The sequence below is a fragment of the Massilia varians genome, from assembly GCF_027923905.1.
Lineage (GTDB): Bacteria > Pseudomonadota > Gammaproteobacteria > Burkholderiales > Burkholderiaceae_D > Telluria > Telluria varians_B.
Genome location: NZ_AP026966.1, coordinates 3,068,628 through 3,084,457, shown reverse-complemented (window position 1 = coordinate 3,084,457; position 15,830 = coordinate 3,068,628). Strand labels below are relative to the sequence as shown.

At 57.6% G+C, this 15,830-nt stretch carries 12 protein-coding genes and 3 pseudogenes; 5 read left to right on the top strand and 10 right to left on the bottom strand.

The genetic code is table 11. From position 1 onward, the window contains the following. Positions 1-347: 347 nt before the first annotated feature. Positions 348-653: pseudogene (locus MasN3_RS13935) on the top strand (Dps family protein); the annotation flags it as partial. 602 nt (positions 654-1,255) lie between these two features. Here the strand turns inward: MasN3_RS13935 and MasN3_RS13930 are convergent. After that, positions 1,256-2,404, bottom strand: coding sequence for a sensor histidine kinase (locus MasN3_RS13930; protein ID WP_281907847.1), 1,149 nt, complete (start codon positions 2,402-2,404; stop codon positions 1,256-1,258). An 84-nt stretch (positions 2,405-2,488) separates the two neighbouring features. On the opposite strand from MasN3_RS13930, the gene MasN3_RS13925 reads away from it, so the two are divergent. After that, on the top strand, positions 2,489-2,626 hold the full coding sequence (locus MasN3_RS13925) for a hypothetical protein (protein WP_281907844.1): 138 nt from the start codon (positions 2,489-2,491) through the stop codon (positions 2,624-2,626). Positions 2,627-3,547: 921 nt separating this feature from the next. After that, entirely contained in the window at positions 3,548-3,781 is a 234-nt protein-coding gene (locus MasN3_RS25320) for a DUF4118 domain-containing protein (protein ID WP_370662293.1), read from the top strand. A gap of 157 nt (positions 3,782-3,938) precedes the next feature. Here MasN3_RS25320 and MasN3_RS13920 read toward each other — a convergent pair. From MasN3_RS13920 to MasN3_RS25315, 4 genes and pseudogenes are all read right to left on the bottom strand, one after another. Further along, positions 3,939-5,197, bottom strand: a protein-coding gene (locus MasN3_RS13920; protein ID WP_370662292.1) for an IS3 family transposase whose coding sequence is annotated in 2 segments (ribosomal slippage) — positions 3,939-4,858 and positions 4,858-5,197 — 1,260 coding nt in all. Because the reading frame shifts where the segments join, the coding sequence is not laid out codon by codon here. Positions 5,198-5,286: 89 nt separating this feature from the next. After that, positions 5,287-6,558 (bottom strand): serine hydroxymethyltransferase, encoded by a 1,272-nt coding sequence (gene glyA, locus MasN3_RS13915; RefSeq protein ID WP_281907839.1) that lies wholly within the window; start codon positions 6,556-6,558, stop codon positions 5,287-5,289. A 152-nt stretch (positions 6,559-6,710) separates the two neighbouring features. Continuing rightward, positions 6,711-7,925, bottom strand: coding sequence for a M24 family metallopeptidase (locus tag MasN3_RS13910; RefSeq protein WP_281907836.1), 1,215 nt, complete (start codon positions 7,923-7,925; stop codon positions 6,711-6,713). A gap of 64 nt (positions 7,926-7,989) precedes the next feature. Beyond that, a pseudogene (locus MasN3_RS25315) lies at positions 7,990-8,157 on the bottom strand (collagenase); the annotation flags it as partial. 112 nt (positions 8,158-8,269) lie between these two features. Between MasN3_RS25315 and MasN3_RS13905 the strand changes: the two are divergent. Further along, complete coding sequence (locus tag MasN3_RS13905; protein ID WP_281907834.1) at positions 8,270-9,250, top strand: IS481-like element ISKpn27 family transposase; 981 nt, start codon at positions 8,270-8,272, stop codon at positions 9,248-9,250. Between the two features lie 6 nt (positions 9,251-9,256). Here the strand turns inward: MasN3_RS13905 and MasN3_RS13900 are convergent, their stop codons facing one another. Genes MasN3_RS13900 through MasN3_RS13885 form a run of 4 tightly spaced genes read right to left on the bottom strand, consistent with a single transcriptional unit; the run spans position 9,257 to position 13,820 of the window. After that, a complete protein-coding gene (locus MasN3_RS13900; protein ID WP_281907832.1) occupies positions 9,257-9,739 on the bottom strand; it encodes a Mov34/MPN/PAD-1 family protein in 483 nt (160 codons plus the stop codon). Further along, a complete protein-coding gene (locus MasN3_RS13895; protein WP_281907831.1) occupies positions 9,732-11,468 on the bottom strand; it encodes a ThiF family adenylyltransferase in 1,737 nt (578 codons plus the stop codon). The genes MasN3_RS13900 and MasN3_RS13895 overlap by 8 nt, the downstream gene beginning before the upstream one ends. After that, on the bottom strand, positions 11,461-12,690 hold the full coding sequence (locus tag MasN3_RS13890; protein WP_281907829.1) for a nucleotidyltransferase domain-containing protein: 1,230 nt from the start codon (positions 12,688-12,690) through the stop codon (positions 11,461-11,463). The genes MasN3_RS13895 and MasN3_RS13890 overlap by 8 nt, the downstream gene beginning before the upstream one ends. 14 nt (positions 12,691-12,704) lie before the next feature. After that, positions 12,705-13,820 carry an SAVED domain-containing protein gene (locus MasN3_RS13885; protein ID WP_281907826.1) on the bottom strand — a complete coding sequence of 372 codons (1,116 nt, stop codon included), beginning with the start codon at positions 13,818-13,820 and terminating at the stop codon, positions 12,705-12,707. Positions 13,821-14,111: 291 nt separating this feature from the next. Here MasN3_RS13885 and MasN3_RS13880 point away from each other — a divergent pair. Then, positions 14,112-14,356, top strand: a pseudogene (locus tag MasN3_RS13880) (xanthine dehydrogenase family protein molybdopterin-binding subunit); the annotation flags it as partial. 65 nt (positions 14,357-14,421) lie between these two features. Here MasN3_RS13880 and MasN3_RS13875 read toward each other — a convergent pair. Beyond that, entirely contained in the window at positions 14,422-15,612 is a 1,191-nt protein-coding gene (locus MasN3_RS13875; protein ID WP_281907822.1) for a restriction endonuclease, read from the bottom strand. Positions 15,613-15,830: the final 218 nt, after the last annotated feature.

Sequence of the window (15,830 nt, the reverse complement as noted above, 5' to 3'; positions counted from 1 at the left end):
CCACAGTGAGCGAAGTGAAGCGCAACTGCATGAGGGTAACCGAGTGTGGGAAGGAAGCGTGGAGCGTAACTCATGAGCCGAGGAACACGAATCGCATAGAAGGCGTTCCCGATCAAGGCGAGCGGGCCAACAACCGCAAAGCTCCTGTGGTCAAGGAGAGGCGGCGTAGATGCGGCGGTTGTGTGATGAAGGAGTGCGGCCCTTACCTGGGACGCCCCGCCTTGTGCCTGAAAGGGCGAAGACAAAGGTGGGAGCGGGGTCTCAGCAGAGCTCATAGTAGTTGGAGGTAGCGCCGGGAAGGCTCGACTCCGCCGACGAGGGACTAAACGAGTAGGAGTGAATCCGATATGCCGATGCAGAAAGATCGACAAGAAATTGTGCAGGGTCTGTCTGCATTGCTCGCGAACACCTATACCTTGTACCTGAAGACGCATAATTTTCACTGGGTTGTCACTAAGCCGCTGTTCCAGAAGCTGCACGATATGTTCGAGCAGCAATACACGGAGCTTGCTGATGCAGTGGATGTGATTGCCGAGCGATTCCGCGCGCTTGGCAGCCCGGCGCCCGACACGTATGCCGAGTTCGAACGCCTGAGCTTGGTCAAGGAAACGACCGGCGTGCCGACAGCGCAGGAGATGATCAAACAACTGGTTTTCCAGCATCCCTTTTGGAACGGATAGCCGCTGCGCGCTCGCTTGCGATAGTCCCCATTCCGCAACTCGGGAGGCCAATGGGACTGTCCACGCTGTTCGGCTTCGCCAACCTATTATTGGCGGGCCGGCGATTTACGATCCTGAAACCGAAGTGCGTCCTGAGCGCCGATAAGCGCAATAAACACTGCCAATTGCTGAAAAAGCCGCCTGTAGCGATGCTGCAAAATAGCATTTCGAAGTGCAAGGCAACTTGATCGTTAAACACCGACGGTGCCGGAAAATCGTCAATTGATCAGTGCTCCCCTAACTGGATCGCAGGACCGGGAACCGGCCAGAGCTTGATCGAGACCATCGCCATTCCCGAATTTTTAGTAACAGGCGAAGACATACTTCCACATGCTGGTTTGGCTCGTGTCCCGTTTGTTGTCTATATATGATATCCAGCGTCGCTTGGAGTGCCACGCGCCCTGCCAGTTCAGCAGTTCCCTGAATTTAATGCCAGCCTGACCGAACATGCTCTAATCACTTGAGGGTAGTCGAATGGATAAGCGATGGATTTCATGCGAAAGGCTCATGGTGCTGACGAAAATTGATGACAATATTTATTCCGAGGTGGGAGCGCCCTGGAAGGGCCGCGAGTCCAGAGGTAGGTTGACGAAAAATGTCGTTCCCCTTTCTTCTTCGCTGTGTACATCGATACTGCCACCATGGCTTTCTGCGACACTCCGCACATAGGGCAACCCGATCCCCCATCCTTTTTGCTTGCTGTCTTTGGCGGCCTTTGCCCGCCCGAAGATCTGGAACATGGTTTCCACTTGTTCAGGCGGGATCGGGTTACCCTGATTGTGTACCGATAACAGCATCCGTCCGTGGCGTTCCTCGAAAGTGACGCGAATAGGGGTATCCCGAGCGCTGTACTTGATTGCGTTGTCAATCAGGTTCTCCAGCATTCGCTTGATGGCATTGCGCCCCCACCAACCTGTAATTGATGTACCAACCACCTCAATGCGAAGGCCATGAATAACAGTCGTCTGTTCGCATACTTCTCTAACCACATCTGCAATGTCGAAGTGGGTTGGGTGAACAGACAACCGCTCACCTCGCTGGAACATAATGGTATCCAGCAAGTCCTTAACCATCTCGTCGACCCGCCCGATGTTTTCAACAATCTTTCTAGCGAGAGCTTCTATCTTCTCGGAGTCTTTGATGTGGATGATTAACTGTGCTGCCATGCTGGCTGCCCCCAATGGAGTTCGCAAATCATGCGCGAGCGCTGCGACAAATTGCTCTCGGAAGGCGGACTGGGCAAGAGTAAATGCAATGGCGGATTCCTGTATCGCCGTATCAATGGTGTACTTAATGATTTGCATTTCATCATTACTTACCGCAACTTTATGCTTTTGCAAGACGTCAAGGATTGTCGATTTTAAAATTTGGAATTCCGAGATGACTCCGGTAATTTCATAATGCGTGAGCCGGGCACGTTCAGCGCCATGCTCTGCTGCAGCGGAAGCCGTAGTAACCGCTGCGCTCGTTCCAAAATGACTTGGTGTAAGGGCTTCGACGATGCGGTTGTACATGACCAGGAACGTGTCAATCAGAAGAGCATGAGAAAGACTCTTGGATTCCTCGACTGATGCACGCACTCTTGTTTCCCATTCAGTCAGAACCACTTCTCGAAGCTTCAGCATTCTTTTACTGGTCGACGACAGGTTGCTTCGTTCGTAATTTTGATCGATTGTTAACGCCATATTGGCTCCTTTCGTACTGGAATAGCGCAGCCCGAGCTGAATAGACTATTCCAGTCAGAGGGCTGCTGGCAAGAAGATTCAAGCGTGGTGGCGCTGCCCGCCAGCAACGTCACGGCTTACGCAAAAGTCTCGCTCGGCGGCGCGCGCCTGAGCGAACCTGGCGCGAACGTCGGGGTCGCCGTGATCCAGGTGAAGACACTCTTCAGGCCTTATGACGCATAACACGACGGCTTTGGCGTGGTGCTCGGCACTGAGCGTGACCGTCGGGTGTCCCGCGGCTCGGCCGGCAATCCTTTCATCGCAGGCATCGCCAGCGTCCCGCTGCGGAGCCACGCCATGCTCTTGCATGCCAACCTCGGACCGCAGCGGAACGCGACGACTTTGCCGGCACCCGCGCCAATTCAGCCACCTCTTTCTCGAACGCCTTTGGTCTACTAGGCGATAACTCGCTGCCAACACGGGACTTCGATGCCTGTTCTAATAGTTAGCACTGACGTTTAATGGAAAAAAAGGAGCCAACAAGTTGACTCCTTGAACCCAAGTAGCAGGGACGGAAGAGGTAAATCAAGGCTGCGGACGCAACCATGTTGCAATACCGACTTTCGCTGAAAGTGAAGGATGAACTGCCAGCTATCGCCGAAGATCTATTCTGCAATAATGTGCAGAAGATGTTTGTGCTGAATTCCGCAGTTGGTCATGATAAAACGAGCTAGCGAGGGCGAGCTTGAGCCTATATGATGAGACAAGGCGCAGCCCTTGTTGGCTCAAACGCTTTGTCACGGATCTTAACTGTCAAAAAATTCCTCAGTTTCGCTCGCAATCCGGTCGAATACTTGATCTATTGTCAAATCCTTACTTCTTGGCTTCGGACTAATCAGCGCCCAATGCGGTTTCCTCCCGACCGGCGCCAATCGATCGCGAATTCATCTGACCAATAACGCGGATGCTCGTGACCAACGGCCGCTGCGCCCCAGTTAGGCCGGCTTTGCGGTGATCATGAGCCCAGCGCGGATTTTACGTTGCGACGAATTCCTCTTCTGCTTTAATCTGACTTGCCCAATGCGGATATACCATCATATTTCGAACGAGCAAGGCTGACAGTGCGGCAGAATCGGTGCCCCGGGATATTCAAGTCTATTTGGAATGATATACATGAAACAACACCATAGATTTGATCGGGACATTGGAAGTTACATACTCGCGCTCGTTGGCGTATTTTTTGCGGCAGCTGTTAGATATAAGCTAGGGCCGATTCTAGGAAAAGCCATCCCGGTAGTATTATTTACCGTGCCTGTGGTTATCTCTGCGCTACATGGCGGGTTCTGGCCTGGACTCTTCTGCACGCTGGTGGAGGTTGACCCTGCTCGAGCTAGCTAAAGATTGTTATTCCACGCACGGCGCGCGGGCCACATTTGACATCACGATCACAATCACAATCACAATCACATTGAACCGAAACTTTATACAAGAGTCCGGATGGTACCGGGCTCTTGCATGTGATCTTGCCCCGCTATTCCCGGACACAGCCTGATGCTTAGTTAGCGTCAGTTTCGAGAGCCTGACACGGTCGCTCTTTCCTAAACATGCGCGGCGATTTATAGCCCAGCGCCGAGTGCGGATGCACCTCGTTGAAATGCCTGAAGGCGTCGGGCAGTTGGGCCAGCACGGCGGTGCCGGTGCTGCGGTCCATGCTGCCCACGTAATCGCGTTTAAAGGTGTTCACGAAGCTCTCGGCCATGCCATTTGATTGCGGGCTGTTGACAGGCGTGTGCACCGGCTTGATGCCCAGTTCGTTGGCCAAGGCATGCGTTTCGATTGCCCGAAAAGCACCGCCGTTGTCGCTCAAGAATTCAAGCGTAATCGCCCGCTCGTCTGTGCTTCCAAAGCGTGCTTCCACCGCCTCGATCATCATATCGCGCACCGGTTCGCCAGGCAGGCCACGGCCGATCCAGGCACGCCAGGCAATGATCTCGCGGTCACAGCAGTCCTTCATGAAAACGCCCGTCACGACGTCGCCGTTGTCGCAGACGATCTCGAAGCCGTCCGAGCACCAGCGCCGGTTCGATTCCTCGACGGCTACCTTGCCATCATGCGCGCGGCCGCTGTCCCGGCGTTTGGGCGACTTCGGCAGCAGCAGACCCTCGGCCTTCATCACGCGATACATCCGCTTGTGATTGACCGGCCGCAGGCCCATCAGGCTGCGCGTGCGGTTCACCAGGGCGCCAGCACGTCGATAGCCGTAAGTCGGCAATGCCGTGATCTCGGCGCGTACGGCGTCGGCGATCATGGCGTCACCGACTGGGTCAAGCCTGGCCAATGCACGACCGTCGACCCAGTCTGCAGGACGCGCAAGGCGGTCAATCACGTTCGAGCGCGCTACACCAAGGACAGCGCAGACCGGCTTCACTGCCCGTCCTTGTCCAATAAGGGTGAGCGCGCAATCCACTTTTTTTCGCGGGCTACCTCGATCGCTTCGCGCAGGATTTCCGCTTCCATCGTCTTCTTGCCGAGCATGCGCTGCAGTTGTGCGATCTGGGCACGCGCGGCAGCCAGTTCGCTTGCCGGTACCACCGATTCGCCGGACTGGACGGCCACCAGCGCGCCTTCGCGCTCGAGCTTGCGCCAATTGAACAGCTGGCTGGCACTGATGCCATGTTTGCGCGCGACCAGCGACACGCTCATCCCCGGCTCGTACGTTTCCTTGACCAGCGCAGCTTTTTCCTGCACTGACCAGCGACGGCGCCGCTCCTCTGACACCGTCACTACTTCGATGGTTTGGTTGTTCCTAGTCATATTCACAGTCGTATTCCTATCCGTAAGGATACCGCATCGACTGTGTTTGGTGGATCAGGGGGCTATCTCAGCATGCGAACTTGCGCGCGCTAGCGTAAGGCGCTAGTTTGCAACTTCCCTGGATAGACTGGGTACCTCTCTGTGAGTTGCTTCACCTCCACCTTGACGCGCTCGATGGTAGCGGCGTCGTGCGGGTTGTCCAGCACGTCGGCGATCAGGTGGCCGACCTTGACCGCGTCTTCTTCCTTGAAGCCGCGGGTAGTGAAGGCCGGGCTGCCCAGGCGGATGCCCGAGGTGACGAAAGGTTTTTGCGGGTCGTTCGGGATGCCGTTCTTGTTGCAGGTCATGTGTGCCTGGTCCAGGATCGCTTCCGCTTCCTTGCCGGTCAGGCCTTTCGAACGCAGGTCGACCAGCATCACGTGCGACTCGGTACGGCCCGAGACGATGCGCAGGCCGCGCTCGGTCAGGGTATTGGCCAGGGCCTTGGCGTTCTTGACCACCTGCTTCTGGTATTCCTTGTACTCCGGCGACAGCGCTTCCTTGAAGGCCACGGCCTTGCCGGCGATCACGTGCATCAGCGGACCGCCCTGGATGCCCGGGAAGATCGCCGAGTTGATCTGCTTCTCGTACTCGGCCTTCATCAGGATGATGCCGCCGCGCGGGCCGCGCAGCGATTTGTGGGTGGTCGAGGTGACGAAGTCGGCGTGCGGCACCGGGTTCGGGTACTCGCCCGCGGCGATCAGGCCGGCGTAGTGGGCCATATCGACCATGAAGTAGGCGCCGACTTCCTTGGCGATCTTGGCGAAGCGCTCGAAATCGATGCGCAGGGCAAAAGCGGAAGCGCCGGCGATGATCATCTTCGGCTTGTGCTCGCGCGCCAGGCGTTCCATGGCCTCGTAGTCGATGTCTTCCTGCTCGGTCAGGCCGTAGGAAACGACGTTGAACCATTTGCCCGACATGTTCAGGGCCATGCCGTGGGTCAGGTGGCCGCCTTCGGCCAGCGACATGCCCATGATGGTGTCGCCGGGCTTGAGCATGGCGAAGAACACGCCCTGGTTGGCCTGCGAACCCGAGTTCGGCTGCACGTTGGCGGCTTCGGCGCCGAACAGTTGCTTGAGGCGGTCGATCGCCAGCTGCTCGGCGACGTCGACGTATTCGCAGCCGCCGTAGTAGCGCTTGCCCGGATAGCCTTCGGCGTATTTATTGGTCAGCTGCGAGCCCTGCGCTTCCATCACCGCCGGCGAGGTGTAGTTCTCCGAAGCGATCAGTTCGATGTGGTCTTGCTGGCGAACGTTTTCCTTCTGGATGGCATCCCACAGTTCCGGGTCGATGTTGGCGAGCGTATAGTTTCCTGGAAACATTTCAACTCCGTATGGTGAGTAGAACCGCTGAGCTGACTGAACTGAACAAATCTAGTTCAGTCGTCGGTTCCTGTGTATGGACGGGCTGTGGAAGGATTACTCGGCCACAGCGTCTCTTGATGCTTGTTCAGTACGGCGAGTCAGCAATAGGCTTAGGAGAACGGTGCCTCCAGGCTCGCGGCAGGTTCGGTAAACCACTTTGGTCCCGACGCGCTCATGTAAAAGTGGTCTTCCAAGCGAACGCCAAACTCGCCAGGGACGCAGATCATTGGCTCATTAGAGAAGCACATACCCGTCTCCAAGGGGCGCGTTTCTCCGCCGACCAAGTAGGGGCCTTCGTGAATGTCCAAACCGATTCCATGACCGGTCCGATGCGGTAGTCCAGGGAGTTTGTAACCGGGACCAAAGCCGTTCGACTCGAGCGAACGCCTGGCGGCCTTATCAACCTCCTCGCATGGAACTCCAAGTTGAGCGGCTTCGAAGGCAGCTAATTGCGCGGCCTTCTCCGAGTTCCATACGAATCGTTGTCGTTCAGATGGTTTGCCGAAGACATATGTTCTAGTGATATCAGAAATGTAGTTGTGTACTTTACAACCGGTATCAATGAGTACAATGTCGCCCTTCTTCAATGTCTGGACATAATTGACACCGTGGGGATAGGACGATGCCTCGCCGAAAAGGACAATGCAAAAGTATGATCCGGATGATCCTAGGCGCTTGTGCGCCTGGTTCACGAAGTCCTCGACTTCTTTAGTTGTGATGCCCTCGTGAAGCATCGAAGCTGTTGCACGATGCACTTCCATGGTCATGTTCATCGCACACTGAATCAGCGCAATCTCAGCGGCAGATTTACGCGCGCGACAGAATGCAGTAAGAGGTGTCGCGGGTTGGAGCGCGTAACCTAACATCGTTGCACGGATCGCGGTGAACAGGAAAAGTGGCGTGCTCTCGTCTATGTACAGCTGCCGTGGTGAATCGGTGCTCTTTGAAATACCAAGATCAGCAAGGACTTTACGGAGCAAGAGTGCTGGGTTTTCGTGCTCGTCCCAGCAGGCAATGTCCCCTGGAATCACCATGTACTTTTGAATTGTGCTCCGCTCGAATGCCGGCGCGATGTACACGGGATCGCCAATCGCTGGAAGAACCGCGCCGACCATTCTTTCGCTTGGATTCCATTTGGTGCCTGTGAAGTACGTGAGGTTGCTACCCGCATTTAGATACGTGGCATCGATGTTATGACGCACCATATATTCCTGCGCGACTTTAATACGCGCAGCGTACTCGACGATGTCAATCGGAACCGCGTTATCGGTCATGCGAGACAGTGCCTCGATTGCTTGCTGCTGTGTTTTACCGCCGATGGTCATTTCAGTAAGTTATCCTGATAGTTGAGGGAGACACAAGTTTTTATGATTTCTGATAACATGGTCTTTACTTCGCTTCCGTTGCAAGCTTTGTCAGCCACTCCGCGAATTCGCCATCATATTTGGCTCCCCATTCCCGTACAACAGCCTGATATCGTGGATAGTCACCTACTCGCGTGAAGGAAAGCATTTTATCAATCTCCGGTCTGTGATTTTCCATCATGAACCGGGTAGCTAGGTAGCTGTCTGGACTCGTGGGATCATGTACCCATGCGTAGCTGGCCGCTCTTCAAGGCCAGACACGTTTTGCGTACACTGTTCCAATCCGACTCTTCACTGGCAACTCGATGACCCAGGCACTGCACAGCCAAGCCCGTACTACCCACCTGATCCGTGAGGAAATCAGGAACTCGACGCTCCCGCAGGCCGAACTGGCCAGGATGTACAACGTCACCCGCCAAACCATCCGAAAGTGGCAAAACCGCGAGTCTCCTGAAGACAAGTCGCATGCGCCGAACAAGATGTACACGACGCTCACGCCCGAGCAGGAGCTCATCGTGGTGGAGCTGCGCAAGACGTTGCTGCTGCCCACGGACGACCTGCTGGCGGTCACGCGCGAGTTCATCAATCCAGCCGTCTCGCGTGCCGGCCTGGGACGTTGCCTGCGCCGCCACGGTGTCTCGGATCTACGTAACCTGGTCGAGCAGGAAGGCACTGCGCCCGCCACGAAAAAGACCTTCAAGGACTACGAGCCGGGCTTTGTGCACATCGACATCAAGTACCTGCCGCAGATGCCCGACGAGACGGCAAGGCGCTATCTCTTCGTTGCCATCGACCGTGCTACGCGCTGGGTCTTCATCGAGCTCTATGCCGACCAGACCGATGGCAGCAGTGGCGACTTCCTCAACAAAGTCCAGCAAGCCTGTCCCGTCAAGATCGTCAAGCTTCTGACCGACAACGGCAGCCAGTTCACCGACCGCTTCACGGCTGGCGGCAAGAAGAAGGAACCCAGCGGCACACACGTGTTCGACCGCCTGTGCAAGCAGCTCGGCATCGAACACCGGCTCATCCCGCCTCGTCATCCGCAGACCAACGGCATGGTGGAGCGCTTCAACGGTCGTATCAGCGACATCGTCAACCAGACCCGTTTTGGTTCAGCTGCCGAACTGGAATCGACGCTGCGCAATTACGTCAAGATCTACAACCACAGCATTCCGCAACGCGCGCTCCAACACAAAACACCCGTTCAGGCGCTCAAGGAATGGCATGAAAAACGCCCTGAATTGTTCAGGAAGCGCGTGTATAACCAGCCGGGTCTTGACAATTAGCGGCCATTAGGCATCAGGCAACGCGCGCCAGAGGGTTGTGCCATCATGTACCCATACCCCAATGCCGTCCGGGGGACGCGCCGTTCCGACGATGATGAAGACGATGCCAGCGAACACCTCTTTTGCCGCTCGCGCATGGTCCGCAGCCATGGCAATGTCTGCCGGCGACGGTTCCGGTACCGGCTCGGGATGCGTATGCCAGAAGCCGAGACAATGTAGGCCCTTCTCGAACTGCTTTGTCCGCTCTTCCTCGACTTCAGGCATGTCGAGGCGCACACTTGTATAGCTGCTCGATTTCGAGGTCAGCGTAGTGACTACGCTGACCTCGGCCGCACTGCCAGTGAGATCGGCAGAATAGAGCTGGCCGACCCGTTCCTTGGACCACCAGCGGCGCTGGGCTTTCGAAGTCAGTAAGGCCACCGCGTTCGGCGGAAATTCGAGACTCCATACGGCACCAGGGATGCGATAGACAAGCTTCTGTTTACTCATTGCCGAGAACGTCCTTCAGCAGGCGCGTGAGCTGGACCGAATCGAAAGCCGATCCTGTGGTCGGCACCAGGGGGCCGACTGTGACATCGACCTCCAGGGAGTCGAAAAACGATTTCGACCGTACCCAACTCCAGACAGTGGACGCTTCGACTTTTCCGTCCAGCACCGCCAATATTCTTTCGGCCGCATAACCGCCTGCTTGCCATGCGTCGCTCGCACCATAGGGATGGAAGCCGGCGCCGCAGGCGGGCAGATTTATCCTTACGTCGTCACCCCATGAAGCTGCCGCGACCCTTTCACCGGGGTCGTCGTCCGGCCAGACTTCGTGTCCAGCTATGTGTACGACATGAGCAGCTGCGCAGAACGGCTCCACCCAGGCATGCACCATTGGACATGGGCCCACGGAATGGCTGCGGTAGTGCGCCAACATGACCCGCACGTGGCTCTCGCCGGTACAATCAACTACGAGGTCGTAGGCATCCGGTTTGCAGACTGACTGGATCCAATCCGTCGCCCGCGCACGATATGCCCCTACCTCGATACCCGGCACCAGCTGCCGTAGTCGGACCGCCAGCGACTCCGCCTTACCACGACCTATGTCGCTGGCACCGAGAATGTGGCGGGCGCAGTTTTCTGCCTCGAAGGCTTCCATGTCGAGCAGGTCAAGCTTGCCGATGCCGGCACGCGCGAGCAGCTCCGCAACCGGCGCGCCAAGAGAACCACATCCGAGAACCAGAACCTTTTTTCCGGCTCGCGCTCCCAACGTTGGCAACTTGTAGTCCCTTGCGAGCACCCAGTTGACGTCAACGCGATCGATGACTATCGGAGTAATTCCTGGCACGGTCAACAGCGGTACCGGTGCAGGGGTGAGCAGGTAACCGTAACACGTGTTGTCCTGAACAAGCACGACGACGAACGGCTGGGGGGCCTGGTCCTGCTCCGCCTCAACCCAGCGTACTACCGAGCTTTCGCCGCCCGTGATATGCCCGACAAAGCGCTCGAGTTCCTGCAGAGTGCGCGGCCAGTCGCAGGGAGCCCAGCGGACATTCGCCGGCACCGGGACGAACAGGACGTGGCCGCGGACCAGCGCGCCGACGTTCCAGCGGTGGCGTACAGCGATCGAATGAGGGTCTGCGTCCCCGACGGTTGCAACCATCAGGTCGCTACTCGCCGCCTGGCTGCGCCTGAAATATACCGCTAACTTTCCCTCGGCAACGCCGTCGAGCTGCTGCAGTACAACGCGTGTGGTACGTGGCGTTGGCGCCTTGTGGAGGGTACGGAACTGTTCGCAGAACCGCTGCCAGTACGACAGGCGCTCCCGATGGAACTCGCTCAGCACCCAGGCTGGATCCAGGACCTGCGTCCAGAAGCGCTGCAGAGACTGGAGAACGGCCTGTGCGGCGCCTTCCGGCCAAGCGTAGTCGCCGGGCGAAGGCAGAACACCATGGCAGAACCTGCCGTCGTCCTCGATGTGTGGAAGCACGAGGCACAGCCGCGAGTCGAAATGGATTTCGGGAGGCGTGGCGGGAAAATCACGCGGCACGGACAAGCGAACACGCTGCGGCCCAAGGGCCGGATGCTCGAGATCGAACTCCCAGGATGCCACCTTGCGGCGCGAATCCGGCCGTTGGCTTCGCCGTGCGAACGCCGCCGCCGGCCCATCGAGCCAGGCCTCGAGGCTAGCGGCGGCAAGCTCGGATGGGGTGCTTGTCGTTCGGGTGTCAGGCAAGGGAATCCTTGTAGCCGGTTGCACGCGGCGACTGCGGCTGGCTTTTCACGGGCTGGGCCGGAATGGAAGACAGCAAGCCGCCGAGGACACTCTGCGGCAAACTGTCTTTCCACGCCTTCACGCCATGTTCACCGAAGACGGCACGCACACGATCCTCGGAACGCTTACTGTATTCTTCAGCGAAGAGGGCTTCGATGTCGTCCATGAACTGGTCGTGCCAGGTCTTGAATTCGCGATCGCGCAGACCCCCGTCGGAATTCCAGCGGTCCGCGAAGTTCTCGCCCGCCCTGCCGCTCAATGCAGGGTTGTCGACGCGGATTGCGTGCGGACCACGCTGAACAAAGTCGGGCATCCGCTCGACCAGTTCCAGCGCGACTTCGATCGCCGACGAGTACTGATGTGCTTCCTTGGTGACGATCTCGTCGTAGGCCTTTGCCGCCAGCGTCACCAGGATTACCGAGATAGGCTTGGCGTCGCGGCGAGCGTCCGACTGTCGCTTGTAATAGCTGTCGCGATGCAGCTTCATGAGCTGCACCATCCGGCGCAAGATGTCTTCGATGTGCACTTTCCCTTTCGGTATCGGGTCGACTACCGTGTGGGCTTCCATCGCGATCTTGCGGAACTGGTCCTGGAACTGAAAACGCTTGTTCGCGATCGTGCAGAACCAATCGGCGAACTCTTGGGGGTTCGACGGGCTCCAGACAGTCTTCGGATCGCGTACGCGCAGGTGGGTGCCCGTGATCTCTTCCGACATCGGCAGGGCCGGAGTTACGTCAAAATAGAACGGCTCACCAGGGTAGGGCAAGCGCCAGCAGCGGTTTTTCGGCTCCGGCTTGCCCGCCCCATCGATCCCTTCCAGCGATTTGCCGAAGGCCTGGAAAAACGGCTCCGATTCCCGCAGATCTTCGAACTTCGGCCCGCAAAGCTTCACGACCACGTCCAAGTCGAATTTTTCACGTCCGTCCCCGGCGATCGTCGTTTGGGTGCGCATCGACCCCTGGACGACCACATGGGCGTCGTCCTCGCCGATGCCGAGCTTGCGGGCGACATGGCGGCCGAGTTCCTGGTACCGTTGCTCGGCTGCCCTGCGTTTTTCGGCAGACAGCTCGAGCTTGGTCAACATCGCGACGATAAACTCTTCCCATTGCTGGCTTTCATGGCGCTCGTTCAGCGACTCGAGGACCAGGCGGAGACGCTTCTTGTGTTGGACTTGCTGATTCACTATGTTCCTTCAGGTTAGAGGGTTACCACGGCAGGTACTGGCGTCTCCAGGTAGCCGACCGGTTGGGTTGCGGTTGGCATCTGGATGCTCCATGGGTAGGGCGGGACGTGGTCACGCTCCCGCTGATAACAACGAAGATCGGGCATGTTCCGATGGTCGTAAGCCATGCCGAATCGGATAGAGAGGGTTGCCGACGCGGCCAGGACCAGATGAACTGTCTGAACACCTCGGCCAGCAAGGTCAGCCAAGGTCTCCAAAAACTGCTGGGTCAGCGCAGCCTGGGTTCCCTCGGCCCACAGCGTGTTCGGTTGCGGCTTGGCCAACGCGAGATGCACTACTGGCAAACCGGAAAAGGTTGTCGCGATGTCCGAGAGCGACACCGGGTAGGATGCCGACACCGCCACAACAACATCGCTCGAGGGCACAAGTGCGTCCAGCCCATGGATAACAAAACGACTTCCGTCATCCACACGGTTTAGTTCGCACCAGCGGCCGGCCGTGCGTTCCCAATCCATCAACACAACCTTGCCCTCATCATCGAACAGGGTGCCCGCGTAGAACAGCAGGGGCACGTGCATCACACCTCCTGCCAGAACCTTCACATGCGCGCGAGCCGTGTCACCGCGGGCCTTCCGCACTGTACGGCGGACGTGGCCAATCTCCTCCAGCGCTTCACCGATGTTGGGTGTCGGGCCCGTCAGGAGCTGGCGGACGTCGACGAGTGCGTCGAGGCGCCTGCCGACGAGTGCCGGCGGTGCTGCCTTGATCAGGGGCTGGTCCGAGGTATCGACCAAGCCGCGCATTTCGACCACCACCACGCAGTTGACATCGGTCTCGCGGCGCTCGCGCACATAGCTGTCGATCACCAGAACCAAGCCGATGACAAACGTGATGGCGAGGAGCACGACCAGGCCGATTTGCAGGACGCCAGGCAGGCCTTCGCTGGTGGAAAACCTGAAGGCCTGGACAATGCCCGCCACACCCGTCGCCTCGAACGAAAAGCCGCCGGGAGCGAGCCCAATGATGCCAGCGCCCGACACACCCATCAAGCTAACGCCGAGGTTCCGCTTCCGCGTGTGCCATGCCACCAACTGATTTATCAGGCCCATGGCCCAGTTCAAGACGTTCATTTTTCTCAGGGCCTATTCACGCGTAAATATTATTCACAGGCAATTATAACCGGGAGTACGAACCGATGGGCAACCATCAGGTGGCTGTGGCAGATGTCCGACTTTATTAGGACGATGCGTGCAAGATCGATGCCAATGTTGCGATATAGCCATCACCACGTGGCTATCAACACAGGGTTAATCCGACTCGACGCCCCAGATGACCAAGCGACGCTCCGCAGGCCTAGATGCATGAGCGAGTGCTTATAGCCTCAGGCTCGGTCATCGGGATGCATAACTGCGTGGCCGTGCTTGGGATTTTTTGTCAACCACGACCTTGCGCGCTATGAGGCGCCGGTGCACGCCGACATCCCGCACCAGGAAGTGATCTTCCTCGACGAGACCGACCCACTGGCCTCGACGATGAAAGCAAAGGCGTCGGCGAGCTGGCCTGTGCGGCGTTGGTGCGGCGGTGGCGAAATGCGATTTATAACGCGACGGGCGTGCGGATCCGCGATTATCCGGTTACGCTCGACAAACTGCTGCAAAAAATGCCCCTGCCTGTTGAATTAAAGGATTCAAGCGTACCGGCGGACATGAGTGCCCCACCGATAGGGCGTGGCTATATGCTGTCGTCGTTGATCTCGCGCAACATTTTAGGGAAGTACTCGATGCGGTCCTCATCTTTGTCGCGGGGAGAGAACGTGCGCTGGTTCCATCGATCGATAGTCTCGACCTCCGCGAGGAAGCTTTTGAAAGGGCCACGCCTTCCGGGTGCGAACGGTGCGTAAACGTGCGGGGCTTGCACGTATTCGTCGCCGAGGTCATCGATATCCAAGATATCGTCGAACAGCACAATGCCGACAACTTCCAGCCACGCTCGGTTCGCCTCAGGAATCTTGTTCCAGAATTCGTGGATATTCTGCCGCATCTCGTCGTGCAGATTCTTGCCCAACCAAGGGTCGTCGTGTGTGCTGCTTCTAGCGTCATTCACAGCCATCGCGGCGTCCCACGATTTACCATCGTCAGAGAGGTACGCGAAGTAGCGTTGCACGCAGAACTGAAGCCCCTGATGTGACATACCGCGGTACGGCCATACCATCCATAACGGGTTGTTCTTGAAATCAGCGAGGTCGCCCGTGTACGGGTAGTTTGTGGCATCAGGCGAGCGCAGCAATAACGACGCATGGGATGCATCTTTCAGCATGCGGTGTGCCTTCCTCTTTATCACCAGACGGGCCCGCAGATCGGTTCGCTGCGAGCGCCGGCGGATGACCAGAGAAACGCCGAAGTAGGCGAATAACAGGTGATCATTCTCGGGACGGAAAAGCCGGTCCTCGAGCTCAGCCTTTCCCCAGAGGTGCCACTCCTCAATTTCCATCTCACGGCATTTTCTGGCGAAGTCGTCGCGGGCCTTTTTGGAGAAATCGCAGGCCGCCGTGAATACAAGTCCGTGAAGCTTGTCGCCTGGGCTGAGCACGGTGTCGTCCAAGTATGCGATTAACGCTTTCGGCCCAATGGCCTTCTCACGCTTGCATTGGATGAGCCAGAGCCTGTCATCGATGCCCTCGTTGAGGATTGACAGCTCTTCGGCCGTTTCACTTTCTTCCTCTGAAGCAGAGGGCTGGACCGTCCGGGCGACGATCTCATAGCCTCGCGCATCGAACCCATCATCGGTGCCCGACCGTCCCGTGGCCTCGAGTCGCCGCCAAGGCTTGAACTGATACGTAAGCTGCCGCACGAGATCTTCGAATCTCTTCGGTTCCAGGTCTTCGAAGTGCAGGGGGCCAATAGTACGAGTGGTAGCCATCAAGAGTGATATCTGTTGCGTGGTTTATCAAGAGTGCGGCTGCAGTTGCTTAATCTCGCTTAGAGTCTTCGGTCTACATGGAAACTGACGTTGGCCACCGATTGGTTATGGCCAACTACTGTTTGCCGCGGCCGACTTCCGTCGACCCGCAGTAGACATCGCGTTGGGAATCCCCATGCGAAAATTCTCATCTCGGCCGCGCCTGCGATTAGACGTTTATC